This is a genomic window from Staphylococcus caprae (assembly GCF_002902725.1).
In the GTDB taxonomy this organism is placed as follows: domain Bacteria; phylum Bacillota; class Bacilli; order Staphylococcales; family Staphylococcaceae; genus Staphylococcus; species Staphylococcus caprae.
The window spans coordinates 42,362-60,155 of the sequence record NZ_PPRT01000021.1 but is presented as its reverse complement, the minus strand read 5'-3'; the positions used below and the strand labels follow the sequence as shown (position 1 = coordinate 60,155).

The 17,794-nt window shown below is 35.6% G+C and carries 18 protein-coding genes and 1 other annotated feature; all 18 genes read left to right on the top strand.

Annotation, left to right across the window (positions count from 1 at the left end):
- Positions 1-75: 75 nt before the first annotated feature.
- On the top strand, positions 76-1,443 hold the full coding sequence (gene radA, locus CD155_RS04180; protein ID WP_002441068.1) for a DNA repair protein RadA: 1,368 nt from the start codon (positions 76-78) through the stop codon (positions 1,441-1,443).
- A 202-nt stretch (positions 1,444-1,645) separates the two neighbouring features.
- On the top strand, positions 1,646-2,710 hold the full coding sequence (locus tag CD155_RS04175) for a PIN/TRAM domain-containing protein (protein WP_002441071.1): 1,065 nt from the start codon (positions 1,646-1,648) through the stop codon (positions 2,708-2,710).
- A 407-nt stretch (positions 2,711-3,117) separates the two neighbouring features.
- Positions 3,118-4,572 carry a glutamate--tRNA ligase gene (gltX, locus tag CD155_RS04170; RefSeq protein WP_002441075.1) on the top strand — a complete coding sequence of 485 codons (1,455 nt, stop codon included), beginning with the start codon at positions 3,118-3,120 and terminating at the stop codon, positions 4,570-4,572.
- Positions 4,573-4,989: 417 nt separating this feature from the next.
- A complete protein-coding gene (cysE, locus tag CD155_RS04165) occupies positions 4,990-5,619 on the top strand; it encodes a serine O-acetyltransferase (RefSeq protein WP_002441077.1) in 630 nt (209 codons plus the stop codon).
- A complete protein-coding gene (gene cysS / locus CD155_RS04160; RefSeq protein ID WP_103212605.1) occupies positions 5,603-7,003 on the top strand; it encodes a cysteine--tRNA ligase in 1,401 nt (466 codons plus the stop codon). The genes cysE and cysS overlap by 17 nt, the downstream gene beginning before the upstream one ends.
- Positions 7,004-7,006: 3 nt before the next feature.
- The gene (locus CD155_RS04155; protein WP_037541525.1) at positions 7,007-7,393 is read left to right on the top strand and encodes a Mini-ribonuclease 3; all 387 of its coding nucleotides are present in this window, start codon (positions 7,007-7,009) and stop codon (positions 7,391-7,393) included.
- 7 nt (positions 7,394-7,400) lie between these two features.
- Positions 7,401-8,150 carry a 23S rRNA (guanosine(2251)-2'-O)-methyltransferase RlmB gene (gene rlmB / locus CD155_RS04150; RefSeq protein WP_037541526.1) on the top strand — a complete coding sequence of 250 codons (750 nt, stop codon included), beginning with the start codon at positions 7,401-7,403 and terminating at the stop codon, positions 8,148-8,150.
- On the top strand, positions 8,147-8,674 hold the full coding sequence (locus CD155_RS04145) for an NYN domain-containing protein (protein ID WP_002441085.1): 528 nt from the start codon (positions 8,147-8,149) through the stop codon (positions 8,672-8,674). Before rlmB ends, CD155_RS04145 begins: the two co-directional genes overlap by 4 nt.
- A gap of 69 nt (positions 8,675-8,743) precedes the next feature.
- Complete coding sequence (locus CD155_RS04140; protein WP_172605876.1) at positions 8,744-9,322, top strand: RNA polymerase sigma factor; 579 nt, start codon at positions 8,744-8,746, stop codon at positions 9,320-9,322.
- Positions 9,323-9,438: 116 nt separating this feature from the next.
- Complete coding sequence (rpmG, locus tag CD155_RS04135; RefSeq protein ID WP_002441090.1) at positions 9,439-9,582, top strand: 50S ribosomal protein L33; 144 nt, start codon at positions 9,439-9,441, stop codon at positions 9,580-9,582.
- A gap of 58 nt (positions 9,583-9,640) precedes the next feature.
- Positions 9,641-9,823 (top strand): preprotein translocase subunit SecE, encoded by a 183-nt coding sequence (gene secE, locus CD155_RS04130; RefSeq protein ID WP_037541116.1) that lies wholly within the window; start codon positions 9,641-9,643, stop codon positions 9,821-9,823.
- Positions 9,824-9,833: 10 nt separating this feature from the next.
- Positions 9,834-10,382, top strand: a complete 549-nt coding sequence (gene nusG / locus CD155_RS04125; protein ID WP_002441094.1) for a transcription termination/antitermination protein NusG — start codon at positions 9,834-9,836, stop codon at positions 10,380-10,382.
- Positions 10,383-10,585: 203 nt separating this feature from the next.
- Positions 10,586-11,008, top strand: a complete 423-nt coding sequence (rplK, locus tag CD155_RS04120; protein ID WP_002433084.1) for a 50S ribosomal protein L11 — start codon at positions 10,586-10,588, stop codon at positions 11,006-11,008.
- A 238-nt stretch (positions 11,009-11,246) separates the two neighbouring features.
- Complete coding sequence (gene rplA, locus CD155_RS04115; protein WP_002441096.1) at positions 11,247-11,942, top strand: 50S ribosomal protein L1; 696 nt, start codon at positions 11,247-11,249, stop codon at positions 11,940-11,942.
- A 93-nt stretch (positions 11,943-12,035) separates the two neighbouring features.
- Positions 12,036-12,182 (top strand) — a sequence feature (ribosomal protein L10 leader region).
- A 38-nt stretch (positions 12,183-12,220) separates the two neighbouring features.
- Positions 12,221-12,721, top strand: a complete 501-nt coding sequence (gene rplJ / locus CD155_RS04105) for a 50S ribosomal protein L10 (RefSeq protein ID WP_002441098.1) — start codon at positions 12,221-12,223, stop codon at positions 12,719-12,721.
- A gap of 40 nt (positions 12,722-12,761) precedes the next feature.
- Complete coding sequence (gene rplL, locus CD155_RS04100) at positions 12,762-13,130, top strand: 50S ribosomal protein L7/L12 (RefSeq protein WP_002433406.1); 369 nt, start codon at positions 12,762-12,764, stop codon at positions 13,128-13,130.
- 205 nt (positions 13,131-13,335) lie between these two features.
- Positions 13,336-13,944: a class I SAM-dependent methyltransferase gene (locus CD155_RS04095; protein ID WP_103212603.1), complete on the top strand. Its 609-nt coding sequence runs from the start codon at positions 13,336-13,338 to the stop codon at positions 13,942-13,944.
- A gap of 216 nt (positions 13,945-14,160) precedes the next feature.
- Complete coding sequence (gene rpoB / locus CD155_RS04090) at positions 14,161-17,712, top strand: DNA-directed RNA polymerase subunit beta (RefSeq protein WP_103212602.1); 3,552 nt, start codon at positions 14,161-14,163, stop codon at positions 17,710-17,712.
- Positions 17,713-17,794: the final 82 nt, after the last annotated feature.

Genomic DNA, 17,794 nt, shown 5'->3' with positions numbered 1-17,794 from the left:
CATTCACATTTAATTTGTCATAATCAAATTGTCAGTTTAAAATAGATTTGTTCATAACAATTTGGAGGTGCAAAAGTGGCCAAGAAAAAAGTAATATTTGAATGTATGGCGTGTGGCTATCAATCTCCTAAATGGATGGGGAAATGTCCTAATTGCGGTGCATGGAACCAAATGGAAGAAATTGTAGAGAAAGCTGCGAACCCTAAACATGGTGTAAAAACTAAAGAAGCAGCAGGAAAAGTACAGAAATTAAATAGTGTTAAACATGAGACGACGCCTAGAATTCTCACAGATTCAAAAGAATTTAACCGAGTGCTTGGTGGAGGGATTGTAAGTGGGTCACTTGTGCTTATCGGAGGAGACCCAGGTATTGGTAAATCTACATTACTGTTGCAAATCTGTGCTGCGTTATCTCAAAGTAAAAATGTCTTATATATCACTGGTGAGGAATCGATAAATCAAACTAAACTACGTGCTGAGCGTTTAGAAGAAGATTCTAGTCAACTCAACGTTTTAGCTGAAACGGATTTAGAAGTTATCCACCAAACCGTTAAAGATGAACGCCCAGATTTACTCGTCGTGGATTCCATCCAAACCATTTATCATCCAGAAATAAGTTCAGCGCCAGGATCAGTGTCTCAAGTAAGAGAAAGCACACAAAGTCTGATGAATATCGCGAAGCAAATGGATATTGCGACATTTATTGTTGGGCATGTGACGAAAGAAGGTCAGATAGCAGGGCCGAGATTGCTAGAACATATGGTAGATACGGTGCTTTACTTTGAAGGCGATGAACATCATGCATACCGAATTTTAAGAGCGGTTAAAAACCGTTTTGGATCTACAAATGAGATGGGCATTTTCGAAATGAAGCAGAGTGGTTTGAAAGGTGTCTTAAATCCTTCTGAAATGTTTCTAGAAGAACGATCAACTAATGTACCAGGATCGACCATTGTGCCAACCATGGAAGGCACACGTCCTTTGCTGATTGAGGTACAAGCATTAGTTACACCTACTACGTTTAATAATCCTAGACGTATGGCTACAGGTATTGACCATAATCGGTTAAGCTTACTTATGGCAGTCTTAGAAAAGAAAGAAAATTACTTGCTTCAGCAACAAGATGCATATATCAAAGTTGCAGGTGGAGTGAAGTTAACAGAACCGGCTGTAGACCTAAGTATCATAGTAGCTACTGCCTCAAGCTTTAAAGATCAAGCTGTAGACGGCTTAGACTGTTTTGTAGGTGAGGTAGGTCTAACGGGCGAAGTTCGTCGAGTCTCTCGTATCGAACAACGGATTCAAGAAGCGGCTAAACTTGGTTTCAAACGTGCGATTATCCCTCAAACGAATATAGGAGGGTGGACTTTCCCAGAAGGTATCCAAGTGATTGGTGTATCTTCTGTCCATGAAGCTTTAAAATATGCGCTCCGTTCTTCATAGAAAGTATTTTGTGAAAAGAATGAAAATGTTCATCATGTATCAAAGAAGTATATGTGTATTTGATGTTTTCATTCAACGCATGTCGTTTTTTACTACAATAATTTTACGCGTATGAAATCTCGATTCAATAATACTGAAATAAGTATACATACAGAGAATAGACATCCGTGAGAGGAGGATAAGGTTGAGTATCATTAGATTAATGGTGTTAGTTATATATATAATTATCGGCGCTGCATTAGGAATTATTATTATTCCAGAAGTCGTAGCTGATATAGGTATGAAAGTTCCACCGATTATTACGAACCACTATGTAGATGGATTTGTAGGCATTATTTTATTTTTTGCTATATTTGGATTTTTTATTAAAAGAGTGACCCATGCTTTTAAAGAACTTGAACAAGTCATTATGCGACGAAGTGCAGTGGAAATTTTATTTGCAACAATTGGTCTGATTATAGGACTCTTTATCTCAGTTATGGTTTCTTTTATTTTAGAACTTATAGGAAATTCGATACTTAATCATTTTATTCCTATTATCATTACGATTATTTTATGTTATCTAGGTTTCCAATTTGGTTTAAAGAAACGCGATGAGATGTTAATGTTTTTGCCGGAAAATATGGCAAGATCCATGTCTTATAATACACGTAAAGCTATACCAAAGATTATAGATACAAGCGCGATTATTGATGGTCGTATATTAGATGTCATTCGTTGCGGTTTTATCGATGGCGATATCCTTATTCCTCAAGGAGTCATCAATGAATTACAAGTTGTAGCAGATGCAAATGATAGTGTAAAGCGTGAGAAAGGACAGCGTGGTTTAGATATCCTTAATCAACTCTATGATTTGAATTACCCTACACGTGTGATACATCCGACGAAGTCTCATAGTGATATCGATACATTACTCATTAAGTTAGCGCAACAGCATCATGCCCATGTCATTACCACTGACTATAATTTAAATAAAGTGTGTCACGTGCAAGGCATTACAGCATTAAATGTCAATGATTTATCAGAGGCGATTAAGCCAAATGTTCATCAGGGTGACCGCTTAAATATACTTTTAACTAAGATGGGGAAAGAACCTGGTCAAGGTGTAGGTTATCTAGATGATGGTACGATGGTAGTTGTTGACAACGCGAAGAAATTAATTGGTCAACAGGTTAATTTAGAAGTAGTGAGTCTATTACAAACTTCTTCAGGTAGGATTGTTTTTGCGAAACATCATGAAGAAGACACTCCCAATTCTGAAAATTAAATCAAAAGCAGGTTTCATGTGAAACGGTATATTTTGAACTGAAATATGAATTTTACATGAAACCTTTTTATATATAAAGAGAAGTTTGAAGAAGACTTACGTAAACAATAGACTTATCAAAGACGGATTTAAGTGCTACAATATTACTGAATGTTATGTAAGAATGAATAATCAATTATTGAGGGAAGTTATTCACAAAGGAATGGTCCAACACATCATTAACTTTTGAATAACTTTTTTAAAATTGAATTAAACCATCAAAAACTTGGCAGCTTACATGCTTAAATTGGTTTGAAAAGTGGCTAAAAAATAAAGAAATTACAATTGCTTTTAAAATGTAATGATTTCTTTTAATCAACTTCTGCCATTACATCAGCCCATAATTAATAATCATAGGAGTGAATATAATGAGTGAACGCATTAGAGTAAGATATGCACCGAGTCCAACTGGATACTTGCATATTGGTAATGCTCGAACAGCATTATTTAACTATTTATTTGCGAAACATTATGATGGAGATTTTGTTGTTCGTATTGAAGATACAGATAGCAAACGTAACCTCGAAGACGGAGAATCTTCTCAATTTGATAACTTAAAATGGTTAGGCTTAGATTGGGATGAATCTATCGATAAAGATAAAGGTTATGGCCCATACCGCCAATCTGAACGTGCGGACATTTATAACCCACTAATTCAACAATTACTTGACGAAGATAAAGCATATAAATGTTATATGACAGAAGAAGAATTAGAAGAAGAACGTGAAGGACAAATTGCTCGTGGTGAAATGCCTCGTTACGGTGGTCAACATGCACACTTAACAGAAGAACAACGTCAACAATTCGAGGCAGAAGGCCGTAAACCTTCTATTCGATTCCGTGTGCCTAAAGATAAGACTTATACATTTAACGATATGGTTAAAGGTGAAATTTCATTCGACTCTAATAATATAGGCGACTGGGTTATCGTGAAAAAAGACGGTGTACCAACATATAACTTTGCAGTTGCTGTAGATGATCATTATATGAAAATTTCAGATGTTATTCGTGGCGACGACCATGTTTCTAACACACCAAAACAATTAATGATTTATGAAGCGTTTGGTTGGGAACCACCACGTTTTGGACATATGGCCCTTATTGTTAACGAAGAACGTAAGAAGTTAAGTAAACGCGACGGTCAAATCCTACAGTTTATTGAACAATATCGTGACTTAGGCTACTTACCAGAAGCACTATTCAACTTTATTACATTATTGGGTTGGTCACCTGAAGGCGAAGAAGAAATCTTTTCTAAAGAAGAATTTATTAAAATCTTTGATGAAAAACGTTTATCTAAATCACCTGCAATGTTTGATAGACAAAAATTAGCTTGGGTAAACAACCAATACATGAAAACGAAAGACACTGAAACAGTATTTGAATTGGCTTTACCGCATCTAATCAAAGCAAACCTCATCCCTGAAAATCCTTCTGAAGAAGATAAAGATTGGGGACGCAAACTTGTTGCACTTTATCAGAAAGAAATGAGTTATGCAGGTGAAATCGTTCCATTATCAGAAATGTTCTTCCATGAAATGCCTGAACTTAATGAAGAAGAACAAGAAGTTGTGAATGGTGAACAAGTTCCAGAATTAATGAACCACTTGTATGGTAAATTAGAAGCTTTAGAACCATTTGAAGCTGCTGAAATCAAGAAAACAATTAAAGAAGTTCAAAAAGAAACTGGAATCAAAGGTAAACAATTGTTTATGCCTATTCGTGTAGCTGTAACAGGACAAATGCACGGACCAGAATTACCAAATACAATTGAAGTATTAGGTAAAGAAAAAGTATTGTCTCGTTTACAAAAATATGTATAAGAGCTTTCAAGATTGTCATTTACATTCGCTAAACTCATTTTTCCAAGAAGCGTATGTTACGACTTGAAATTTCACTACTAACGCCCTATTATTATAACTATAAAATGAATCAAAGGATTAGTAATTAATCATTATATGACTCAGAGAGTGTGCGGTAGCTGCGAGCATACCATATAGATTAATGAATGCACCTTTGCTACTTTAAATAAATAATGATAATGAGAGTAATGAATACGAGTAAAAGTATCATTGCTGAATGAAGAGTGGAACCGTGCGATAGCGCCTCTAGCAACTGAATTGTTAGAGGCGCTATTTTGATATCATGAATTTTTAAATCAGGCACATGTATTAAAAAAGCATTGATGAAATAAAAATCAATTTGATTAGGCTAAGGGGGAGAAGGTCTTGTTAAAAAGAATGAGAGACGATATAAAAATGGTGTTTGAACAGGATCCAGCAGCACGCTCAACTTTAGAAGTTGTTACTACTTACGCGGGATTACATGCAGTATGGAGTCATTTAGTAGCGCATAAACTTTATAATAAAAAGCGCTATGTTGCAGCGAGAGTTATTTCACAAGTGTCACGATTTTTCACAGGAATAGAAATTCATCCTGGTGCTAAAATAGGCAAACGTTTATTTATTGACCATGGTATGGGTGTCGTTATTGGTGAAACATGTACAATCGGGGATAATGTCACAATTTACCAAGGTGTGACACTAGGCGGTACAGGAAAAGAAAAAGGGAAACGTCATCCTGATATTGGAGATAATGTTTTAATCGCCGCAGGTTCTAAAGTTTTAGGTAATATACAAATTGATTCAAATGTAAATATTGGTGCGAATTCTGTTGTACTACAATCTGTACCAAGTTATACAACTGTTGTCGGTATTCCAGGTCACATTGTTAAGCAAGAAGGCAAACGAATTGGTAAAACATTTGACCATCGTAATTTACCGGATCCACTTTTCGAACAAATTAAACATTTAGAACGACAACTTGAAAAAGCTAAGAATGGAGAGATTCAAGATGATTACATTATATAATACGTTAACACGTCGGAAAGAAACATTTGAGCCGATTGAACCAGGTAAGGTGAAAATGTATGTGTGTGGTCCGACGGTTTACAATTATATTCACATCGGGAATGCACGACCTGCGATTAATTATGATGTAGTCAGAAGATATTTTGAATATAAAGGATACGAAGTTATTTACGTTTCAAATTTTACTGACGTAGATGATAAGTTAATCAACCGCTCTAAGGAATTAAATGAAAGTGTCCCAGAAATTGCTGAGAAATATATCAAAGCATTTTACGAAGATGTTGGCGCTTTAAACGTCAAAAAAGCAACATCAAATCCACGCGTGATGAATCATATGCAAGAAATTATTGATTTCATCAAAGAACTCGTAGATGAAGGATATGCTTATGAAAGTGATGGCGATGTTTATTTTAGAACACGTCAGTTTGACGGATATGGTAAACTCAGCCATCAATCGTTAGATGACCTCAAAGTAGGTGCACGAATTGAAGCTGGTGAGCAAAAGGAAGACGCCCTAGACTTTACGTTATGGAAGAAAGCGAAACCTGGAGAAATTAGCTGGGATAGTCCATTCGGTGAAGGCCGTCCAGGTTGGCATATTGAATGCTCTGTAATGGCTTACCACGAGTTAGGACCAACGATAGATATTCATGCTGGTGGTTCCGATTTACAATTCCCACACCATGAAAATGAAATTGCCCAATCAGAAGCACACAATCACGCACCATTTGCTAACTACTGGATGCATAACGGTTTTATTAATATCGACAATGAAAAAATGAGTAAATCATTAGGTAACTTTATTTTAGTGCATGACATTATTAAAGAAATAGATCCTGATGTGCTTCGATTCTTCATGATTAGTGTACATTATCGTAGTCCTATCAATTATAATTTAGAACTTGTGGGTGCAGCTCGAAGCGGTTTAGAACGTATACGTAACAGCTATAAACTTATAGAAGAACGTGAAGCGATTGCTACAGATTTAGAAGAACACACAGACTATATGAATCAAATTGATGAAATTCTTAAACAATTCGAAACTGTAATGGATGACGACTTCAACACTGCCAATGCTGTAACTGCATGGTATGATTTAGCTAAACTCGCTAATAAATATGTTCTTGAAAATACAACTTCCACAAAGGTATTCAATAAATTTAAAGAAGTATATCAAATCTTTAGTGATGTTCTTGGCGTTCCTCTTAAAGGAAAAGAAGCTGATGAGTTATTAGATGAAGAGATTGAGAAATTAATAGAAGAGCGTGATGAAGCCCGTAAAAATAAAGATTTCGCTCGTGCGGATGAAATTAGAGATATGCTTAAAGAACGCAACATTATTTTAGAAGATACACCACAAGGTGTAAGATTTAAGCGTGGTTAAATGATGAATGTTAAATTGTTAAATCCGCTTACACTTGCATACATGGGCGATGCTGTTTTGGATCAACATATTCGAGAATACATTGTTCTTAAGTTGCAAAGTAAACCCAATCGTTTACACCAAGTATCAAAACAATATGTTTCTGCTAAAAGTCAAGCACAGACATTAGAACGATTAATCTCAGATGATTGGTTCACTGAAGAAGAGTTGAATGTCTTGAAAAGAGGGCGCAACGCTAAAAGTTACACAAAAGCTAAAAATACAGATATTCAAACATATCGAAAAAGTTCAGCATTAGAAGCTGTTATAGGTTTTTTATATTTAGATCATCAACAAACGCGTTTAGAAGAATTACTTCATAACATTGTTGAAATAGTAAATGAAAGGTAGTGTGGATGTGGAAGATATCGTCATAGTAGGCAGACATGCAGTTAAAGAGGCAATTATTTCAGGCCATGCCATTAATAAAATTTTGATTCAAGATGGTATAAAAAAACAACAAATCAACGAAATTTTAAAAAATGCAAAAGCTCAAAAACTGATTGTTCAAACAGTACCGAAATCTAAATTAGATTTTTTATCAAATGCACCTCACCAAGGCGTTGCTGCATTAGTCGCCCCATATGAATATGCAGATTTTGACCAATTTTTACAAAGTCAAAAAGATAAAGATGGTTTTTCTACTGTAATGATTTTGGATGGTTTAGAAGATCCGCATAATCTTGGTTCAATATTAAGAACTGCTGATGCTTCAGGTGTCGATGGCGTTATCATACCTAAAAGACGTTCAGTAGCCTTAACACAAACTGTTGCTAAAGCTTCAACAGGAGCAATACAACATGTTCCAGTTATTCGTGTAACTAACCTTTCTAAAACGATTGACGAATTAAAGGATAATGGTTTTTGGGTTGCAGGCACTGCAGCGAATAATGCTACAGATTATAGAGACTTACAAGCGGATATGTCTTTAGCTATCGTTATTGGCAGTGAAGGTCAAGGTATGAGTCGCTTAGTCAGTGATAAATGCGACTTTTACATTAAAATACCTATGGTCGGTCATGTAAATAGTCTTAACGCTTCTGTAGCAGCGAGTTTGATGATGTATGAAGTTTTCCGTAAAAGAAATGAAACTGAGGCATCCTCATGAAAGAAAGATATTTAATTATCGATGGCTATAACATGATAGGGCAATCGCCGACACTCAGTGCGGTAGCTAAAGAAAGTTTAGAAGAAGCACGAGAACAACTTTTAGACGCTATTGCGAATTACAATGCACTGATTGCAGATGAAATTGTTTGTGTTTTTGATGCGTATGAACAATCAGGTATCGAACGAGAATATGTGTATCACGGTGTAAAAACAGTGTTCACTAAAGAAAAGGAAACTGCAGATAGCTTTATTGAGCGCTATGTCTATGAGTTATATGACAAACATACAACGCATATTACTGTTGTAACGAGCGATATGAGTGAACAACATGCAATATTTGGCTCAGGTGCCTACCGTATTTCCTCAAGAGAAATGTGGCGCGATTTAAAAGAAAATGAAATAACAGTGAGTAAATCCATTGATGATTTTAGTGAAAAGAAGCCAAGAACTCGAATTCAGCTATCAAATGAAATACTAGAAGAATTTGAAAAAATAAGACGCGGAAACCATCATAAAGACTGATTTGGTACTATTGCGAATTTGACCTTTCTTCATTTAAACTAACCTAAATTTATGCGGAAGGTTAGGTAAATCAGTTTGAACAATAAACATCACGAGCAAACATCAAAGTGTTATTTTACTGATGCAAATGAAGACATTGATCAATTATTTATAACGTTACTTGAAGAATTAAGTCCATTTATTTTTAGAAAGATTGGTTACTTAACATCAAATCAATTTGATATTGAAGATATGTATCAAGATATTCTCATAAAAATGTATCTAGCTCTTCAAAATTTTGATTTTAGTAGGTCTATACCATTTAAAAGGTATTTATATTTTCTTATCCGTTCTGTTAAATATGACTATTTGAGAAAGTTGAAAGCTGAACGCCACCGTGAGCCATTACTTATAAATGAGTGTGTAGTGGATTACAATTGTGCTTTAGCAATTGATGAAGTTGAGCGGTCATTTTTCAGAAAGGAATTGTCGAAGGAATTCAACAAACAAGTATTTACATTAAGCAGAATGGAAAAGGAGATTATACATTTAGTAAGAAGAGAGTATAAACCGAGAGAAATAGCGCATATATTAAGATTAAGAGATAAAGACGTTTACAATGCTATACAACGTTGTAAAATTAAAATGAAACGGCAATTAAAGAAGTAATATATGTATGATAATTCTTATTATCTAAGCAATTTCATCTAGAAAAGGAAGTTTGACATTTATAACGACATTTATGTATAGTATATTGGTATTATAATGAGTAAAGGTGAATAAACGTGAAGAAAGTACCTTTAAATTGTGAAGTTTGTGGCAATCGAAATTATAATGTCCCTAAAAAGGAAGGTTCAGCAACAAGATTAACTTTAAAAAAGTATTGCCCAAAGTGTAATGCGCATACAGTTCATAAAGAATCAAAATAGAGTAATATTAAGTTGAATGTGACTTTGAATTGAGTCTGAAAATGTGGAGGTCTTACTAATGGCTAAAAAAGAGAACTTCTTTAAAGGCGTTAAGTCAGAAATGGAAAAGACAAGTTGGCCAACAAAAGAAGAATTGTTCAAATATACTGTAATCGTTGTATCTACAGTTATTTTCTTCTTAGTCTTTTTCTATGCGTTAGATATAGGAATTAATGCATTGAAACAATTATTATTAGGTTAGGAGTGGAGACATGTCTGAAGAAGTGGGCGCAAAGCGTTGGTATGCTGTGCATACCTATTCTGGATATGAAAACAAAGTTAAAAAGAATTTAGAAAAAAGAGTAGAATCTATGAATATGACAGAACAGATTTTCAGAGTTGTCATACCAGAAGAGGAAGAAACACAAGTTAAAGACGGTAAAGCGAAGAAACTTGTTAAAAAAACATTCCCTGGCTACGTACTTGTAGAATTAGTAATGACTGATGAATCATGGTATGTAGTTAGAAATACACCTGGTGTTACAGGGTTCGTAGGTTCAGCAGGAGCAGGTTCAAAACCGAACCCGCTACTTCCTGAAGAAGTGCGCTTCATTCTTAAGCAAATGGGACTTAAAGAAAAAACAATTGATGTTGAACTTGACGTAGGTGAACAAGTTCGCATTAAATCAGGACCTTTTGCAAATCAAGTTGGCGAAGTACAAGAAATTGAAGCTGATAAATTTAAATTAACTGTACTTGTAGATATGTTTGGTCGTGAAACACCTGTAGAAGTTGAATTCGATCAAATAGAAAAGCTGTAATCTGAATTTATAAAGGCTCATTTGAAAAACGATAAAAAACTTTCGATTAAAAGATGAAATTTTACTATTGATTTTTCAATAGGGCGAGTGTTAAAATAATGTGGTCGCGCTTTTAGAGCGTTCATTTCGTCACGAAATGTTTAAGAGTGGGAGGGCAAAACTGAGCCCTGTGACCACATCACGATATCAAGGAGGTGCACATCGTGGCTAAAAAAGTAGAAAAAGTAGTTAAATTGCAAATTCCTGCAGGTAAAGCGAACCCAGCACCACCAGTTGGTCCAGCATTAGGTCAAGCAGGTGTGAACATCATGGGATTCTGTAAAGAGTTCAATGCACGTACTCAAGAACAAGCAGGTTTAATCATTCCGGTAGAAATCAGTGTTTATGAAGACCGTTCATTCACATTCATTACCAAAACACCACCGGCTCCAGTACTACTTAAAAAAGCAGCTGGCGTAGAAAAAGGTTCAGGTGAACCTAATAAAACAAAAGTTGCATCAGTAACTAAAGATCAAGTACGCGAAATTGCTCAAACTAAAATGCAAGACTTAAACGCTGCAGACGAAGAAGCAGCTATGCGTATTATCGAAGGTACTGCACGTAGCATGGGTATCACTGTAGAATAATTGAAGTTAAACTATAAATTAATTTTTTAAAACGAACTTAATTTAGACGATAAAAGCAGGTAACAGAGAAGGTAAACAATTGATATTGTCTATTCATATGAGGTTGAGATAATGCAATCATTCGTTAAAGATAAGATGATTATCTCGCTCAATTTCCACTGTTATCTGCTCTTAACTTGCAAGAGGCAAGTAAATGTGGGAGGAAATTCCGCTAAAACCACTAAAGGAGGAACAATAAATGGCTAAAAAAGGTAAAAAGTATCAAGAAGCAGCTAGTAAAGTTGACCGTACGCAACACTACAGTGTTGAAGAAGCAATTAAATTAGCTAAAGAAACTAGCATTGCTAACTTTGACGCATCTGTTGAAGTAGCATTCCGTTTAGGAATTGATACACGTAAGAATGACCAACAAATCCGTGGTGCAGTTGTTTTACCAAACGGAACTGGTAAATCTCAACGTGTATTAGTATTCGCTAAAGGCGATAAAATCACTGAAGCTGAAGAAGCAGGTGCAGATTACGTAGGCGAAGCAGATTACGTACAAAAAATCCAACAAGGTTGGTTTGACTTTGACGTAGTTGTAGCTACTCCAGACATGATGGGCGAAGTTGGTAAATTAGGTCGTGTGTTAGGACCTAAAGGTTTAATGCCAAACCCTAAAACTGGTACAGTAACGATGGACGTTAAAAAAGCAGTTGAAGAAATCAAAGCTGGTAAAGTAGAATACCGTGCTGAAAAAGCTGGTATCGTACATGCTTCTATCGGTAAAGTTTCATTTGACGATGAAAAATTAGTTGAAAACTTCAAAGCTTTACAAGACGTTTTAGCAAAAGCTAAACCATCTTCTGCTAAAGGTACTTACTTCAAATCTGTTGCTGTTACTACAACAATGGGTCCTGGAGTTAAAGTTGATACTTCATCTTTCAAACTATAAATTTAAAATAGTCAACACGATTACAGACTGAAGGAAGCAATCTTTCGGTCTGTAAATTTTTTGTTGACTTATTACATCAAAGAAGTTATATTATTAATTGTGATTATTTTACCTAAGACAGTAGGAGTTATTTATAACTTAAAACTTATCCTACCGAGGCTAAAATTGACTTGAACGTGATGATTAATGATCTTTCAAGCACTTTTTGCCGTGGGTAGAAAGTGCTTTTTTTATTGCAATTAAAAAAAGCACCAAAAAATATAAATGGAGGTGTCTGAATGTCTGCTATCATTGAAGCAAAAAAACAACAAGTAGATGCAATTGCTGAACAACTTAAAAATTCAGTATCAACAGTTATCGTTGACTACCGTGGTTTAACAGTAGCAGAAGTTACTGAATTACGTTCACAATTACGTGAAGCTGGTGTTGAGTACAAAGTTTACAAAAACACTATGGTTCGTCGTGCAGCTGAACAAGCAGGTATCGAAGGCTTAGATGAATTCTTAACAGGTCCAACAGCTATCGCAACTTCAACTGAAGATGTTGTAGCTCCAGCGAAAGTTATCGCAGGATTTGCTAAAGAACACGAAGCTTTAGAAGTTAAAACAGGCGTTATGGAAGGTAGCGTAATCTCAGCTGAAGAAGTTAAAACTGTTGGTTCATTACCTTCACACGATGGTCTTGTATCAATGCTTTTATCAGTATTACAAGCTCCAGTACGCAACTTCGCTTATGCAGTTAAAGCCGTTGGTGAACAAAAAGAAGAAAGCGCTGAATAATTGCGCATAATAAAATTAAAATTAATGGAGGAATTATAAAATGGCTAATCAAGAACAAATCATTGAAGCAATTAAAGAAATGTCAGTATTAGAATTAAACGATTTAGTAAAAGCAATTGAAGAAGAATTTGGTGTAACTGCAGCAGCTCCAGTAGCAGCAGCAGGCGCAGCTGGTGGCGGCGACGCAGCAGCTGAAAAAACTGAATTTGATGTTGAATTAACTTCAGCTGGATCTTCAAAAATCAAAGTTGTTAAAGCAGTTAAAGAAGCAACTGGCTTAGGCTTAAAAGATGCTAAAGAATTAGTAGACGGAGCTCCTAAAGTAATTAAAGAAGCTATGCCTAAAGAAGACGCTGAAAAACTTAAAGAACAATTAGAAGAAGTTGGAGCTACTGTAGAATTAAAATAGTTTCTACTTTCTAATTAAATAGTTAGGTTGAAACGTCATGTTCGATCAACTTCTTTAGTCTAGTCAACATGCATACAACCTGAATTCTTTGAGAAATTAAAACCCCGTTATTGCGATAACGGGGTTTTTAGTTAGTTTATGGTAATATATCGTATTTTGTAATCACGCACATGCGTATTTGATAAATTTGATTCGAGGTGGAGAAATGGGTCACTATTATGATGAAAATCCAGAAGTGAAAAGTAATCAAAAGAAAATTAGCTATCATTTCGATAAAACACGTCTAGAGTTCACTACGGATGCAGGAGTATTCTCGAAAGATAAAGTAGATTTTGGTTCAGACTTACTGATTCAAACCTTTTTGAAAGAGCATCCTCCAGGTCCTAGTAAATATATTGCAGATGTAGGGTGTGGATATGGGCCAATTGGTTTAACAATTGCAAAGATTTCTCCGCATCATCAGCTGTCATTACTAGACGTTAATAACAGGGCTCTAGCGCTTGCGGAAATAAATAAAACAAAAAATCAAATTGAAAACGCTGAAATTATTGAAAGTGATTGTTTATCAGCTGTAGATAATCAACGATTTGATTATGTTTTAACTAATCCACCCATTCGTGCAGGTAAAGATATTGTGCATCGTATTTTTGAAGAAGCTTATGAAAAGCTTAAAGCACAGGGCGAACTTTACGTTGTGATTCAAAAGAAACAAGGTATGCCATCTGCGAAGAAAAAGATGGAAGCTCTTTTTAATAACGTAGAAGTTGTTAATAAGAGTAAGGGATATTATATTTTGAAAAGTTCAAAAGGTTGATTTCAAAATCGTATTCTGATATAGTTATAAAATGTAAAAATTTATGTTCAATAAGTGTGTACTTTTACGTAAAAAGGATAAATAAATTAAGTATAAATATAAATCGAAAATGGTGTCATCATAAGTGTTGCCGTTTTCTTTTTGTCTTTTATATTCGTTATTGTTTCCTTTTAAAAAGTATCAGTAAAACACACAATTTTTGAGGGGTGAATCTGTTTGGCAGGTCAAGTTGTCCAATATGGAAGACATCGTAAACGTAGAAATTACGCGAGAATTTCAGAAGTATTAGAATTACCAAACTTAATAGAAATTCAAACTAAATCTTACGATTGGTTCCTTAAAGAAGGTTTATTAGAAATGTTTAGAGACATTTCTCCAATTGAAGATTTCACAGGTAACCTATCTTTAGAATTTGTAGATTATAGATTAGGTGATCCGAAATACGATTTAGAAGAATCTAAAAACCGTGACGCTACTTATGCTGCACCTCTTCGTGTGAAAGTACGTCTCATTATTAAAGAAACAGGCGAAGTGAAGGAACAAGAAGTCTTCATGGGTGATTTCCCATTAATGACTGACACAGGTACATTCGTTATCAATGGTGCTGAACGTGTTATCGTTTCTCAATTAGTACGTTCACCATCCGTTTATTTCAACGAGAAAATTGATAAAAATGGACGCGAAAACTACGATGCAACTATCATTCCTAACCGTGGTGCTTGGTTAGAATATGAAACAGATGCGAAAGATGTAGTATACGTTCGTATCGATAGAACTCGTAAATTACCATTGACAGTATTATTACGTGCACTAGATTTCTCAACTGATCAAGAAATTGTTGATTTACTAGGTGAGAGTGAATATTTACGTAATACATTAGAAAAAGATGGTACTGAAAATACTGAACAAGCATTATTAGAAATTTATGAACGTTTACGTCCTGGCGAACCACCAACAGTTGAAAATGCTAAAAGCTTATTATACTCACGCTTCTTCGACCCTAAACGTTATGATTTAGCAAGTGTTGGTCGTTACAAAGCTAACAAAAAGTTACATTTAAAACACCGTTTATTTAATCAAAAATTAGCAGAACCTATTGTTAATAGTGAAACAGGTGAGATTGTAGCTGAAGAAGGTACTGTATTAGATCGTCGTAAAATTGACGAAATCATGGACGTTTTAGAAACAAACGCTAACAGTGAAGTTTTCGAATTAGAAGGTAGCGTTATTGACGAACCTGTTGAAATTCAATCAATTAAAGTCTATGTACCTAATGATGAAGAAGGTCGCACAACTACTGTAATTGGTAATGCATTACCAGATTCAGAAGTTAAATGTATTACTCCAGCTGATATCATTGCGTCAATGAGTTATTTCTTCAACTTATTAAATGGTATTGGTTATACAGATGATATCGACCACTTAGGTAACCGTCGTTTACGTTCAGTTGGTGAACTTTTACAGAACCAATTCCGTATCGGTTTATCAAGAATGGAACGTGTTGTTCGTGAAAGAATGTCTATTCAAGACACTGATTCAATCACACCACAACAATTAATCAACATTCGTCCGGTTATTGCGTCTATTAAAGAATTCTTCGGAAGTTCACAATTATCGCAATTCATGGACCAAGCTAACCCATTAGCTGAGTTGACTCATAAACGTCGTCTATCAGCATTAGGACCTGGTGGTTTAACGCGTGAACGTGCCCAAATGGAAGTGCGTGACGTTCACTATTCTCACTATGGCCGTATGTGTCCAATCGAAACACCTGAGGGACCAAACATTGGTTTAATCAACTCATTATCAAGTTATGCACGAGTAAATGAATTTGGTTTTATTGAAACACCTTATCGTAAAGTAGATTTAGATACGAATTCTATCACTGACCAAATTGATTACTTAACTGCTGATGAAGAAGATAGTTATGTTGTTGCCCAAGCGAACTCTCGTTTAGACGAAAATGGTCGTTTCTTAGATGACGAAGTTGTTTGTCGTTTCCGTGGTAATAACACAGTTATGGCTAAAGAGAAAATGGACTACATGGATGTATCTCCTAAACAAGTAGTATCTGCAGCGACAGCTTGTATTCCATTCTTAGAAAATGATGACTCTAACCGTGCATTAATGGGTGCGAACATGCAACGTCAAGCAGTACCATTGATGAATCCAGAAGCGCCATTTGTTGGTACAGGTATGGAACATGTAGCCGCACGTGATTCAGGTGCAGCGATTACTGCTAAACATAGAGGACGCGTTGAACACGTTGAATCTAACGAAGTATTAGTACGTCGTTTAGTAGAAGAAAACGGCACTGAACATGAAGGTGAATTAGATCGTTACCCATTAGCTAAATTCAAACGTTCAAACTCTGGTACATGTTATAACCAACGTCCAATTGTTTCTGTTGGTGATGTAGTAGAATACAATGAAATTTTAGCTGACGGTCCTTCAATGGAATTAGGTGAAATGGCATTAGGACGTAACGTTGTAGTTGGTTTCATGACTTGGGACGGTTATAACTACGAGGATGCTGTTATCATGAGTGAACGTTTAGTTAAAGATGACGTTTATACTTCTATTCACATTGAAGAATATGAATCTGAAGCTCGTGATACTAAGTTAGGACCTGAAGAAATTACTCGTGACATTCCTAACGTATCTGAAAGTGCACTTAAAAACTTAGACGATCGCGGTATCGTTTATGTTGGTGCTGAAGTTAAAGACGGTGACATCTTAGTAGGTAAAGTAACGCCTAAAGGTGTAACTGAATTAACAGCTGAAGAAAGATTATTACATGCTATCTTCGGTGAAAAGGCTCGTGAAGTCCGCGATACATCATTACGTGTACCACATGGTGCAGGCGGTATCGTTCTAGATGTTAAAGTATTCAATCGTGAAGAAGGCGATGATACGTTATCTCCAGGTGTAAACCAATTGGTACGTGTTTATATCGTTCAAAAACGTAAAATTCATGTAGGGGACAAAATGTGTGGTCGTCACGGTAACAAAGGTGTTATCTCTAAAATTGTTCCTGAAGAAGATATGCCATACTTACCAGATGGTCGTCCAATCGACATCATGTTAAACCCACTTGGTGTACCATCACGTATGAACATCGGACAAGTACTTGAGTTGCATTTAGGTATGGCTGCTAAGAACTTAGGCATCCATGTAGCATCTCCAGTATTCGATGGTGCAAACGATGATGATGTATGGTCAACAATTGAAGAAGCAGGTATGGCTCGTGATGGTAAAACTGTATTATACGATGGACGTACAGGTGAACCATTCGATAACCGTATTTCTGTAGGTGTCATGTACATGCTTAAACTTGCTCACATGGTTGACGATAAATTACACGCACGTTCAACTGGACCATACTCACTTGTTACACAACAACCACTTGGTGGTAAAGCACAATTCGGTGGTCAACGCTTCGGTGAGATGGAGGTATGGGCACTTGAAGCATATGGTGCTGCATACACATTACAAGAAATCTTAACTTATAAATCTGACGATACAGTAGGTCGTGTTAAAACTTACGAATCTATCGTTAAAGGTGAAAATATCTCTAGACCAAGTGTTCCAGAATCATTCAGAGTATTGATGAAAGAATTACAAAGTTTAGGATTAGATGTTAAAGTGATGGACGAGCAAGACAACGAAATTGAAATGGCGGACGTTGATGATGAAGATGCAACTGAACGCAAAGTAGATTTACAACAAAAAAATGCTCCCGAATCACAAAAAGAAACAACTGATTAATAAGCACTTAAGATAAATGAATCCTAAAGAGGTTATGAGATGGTTGCCATTTCAACCTCTTTAAGGTATTCGATTTCAATGA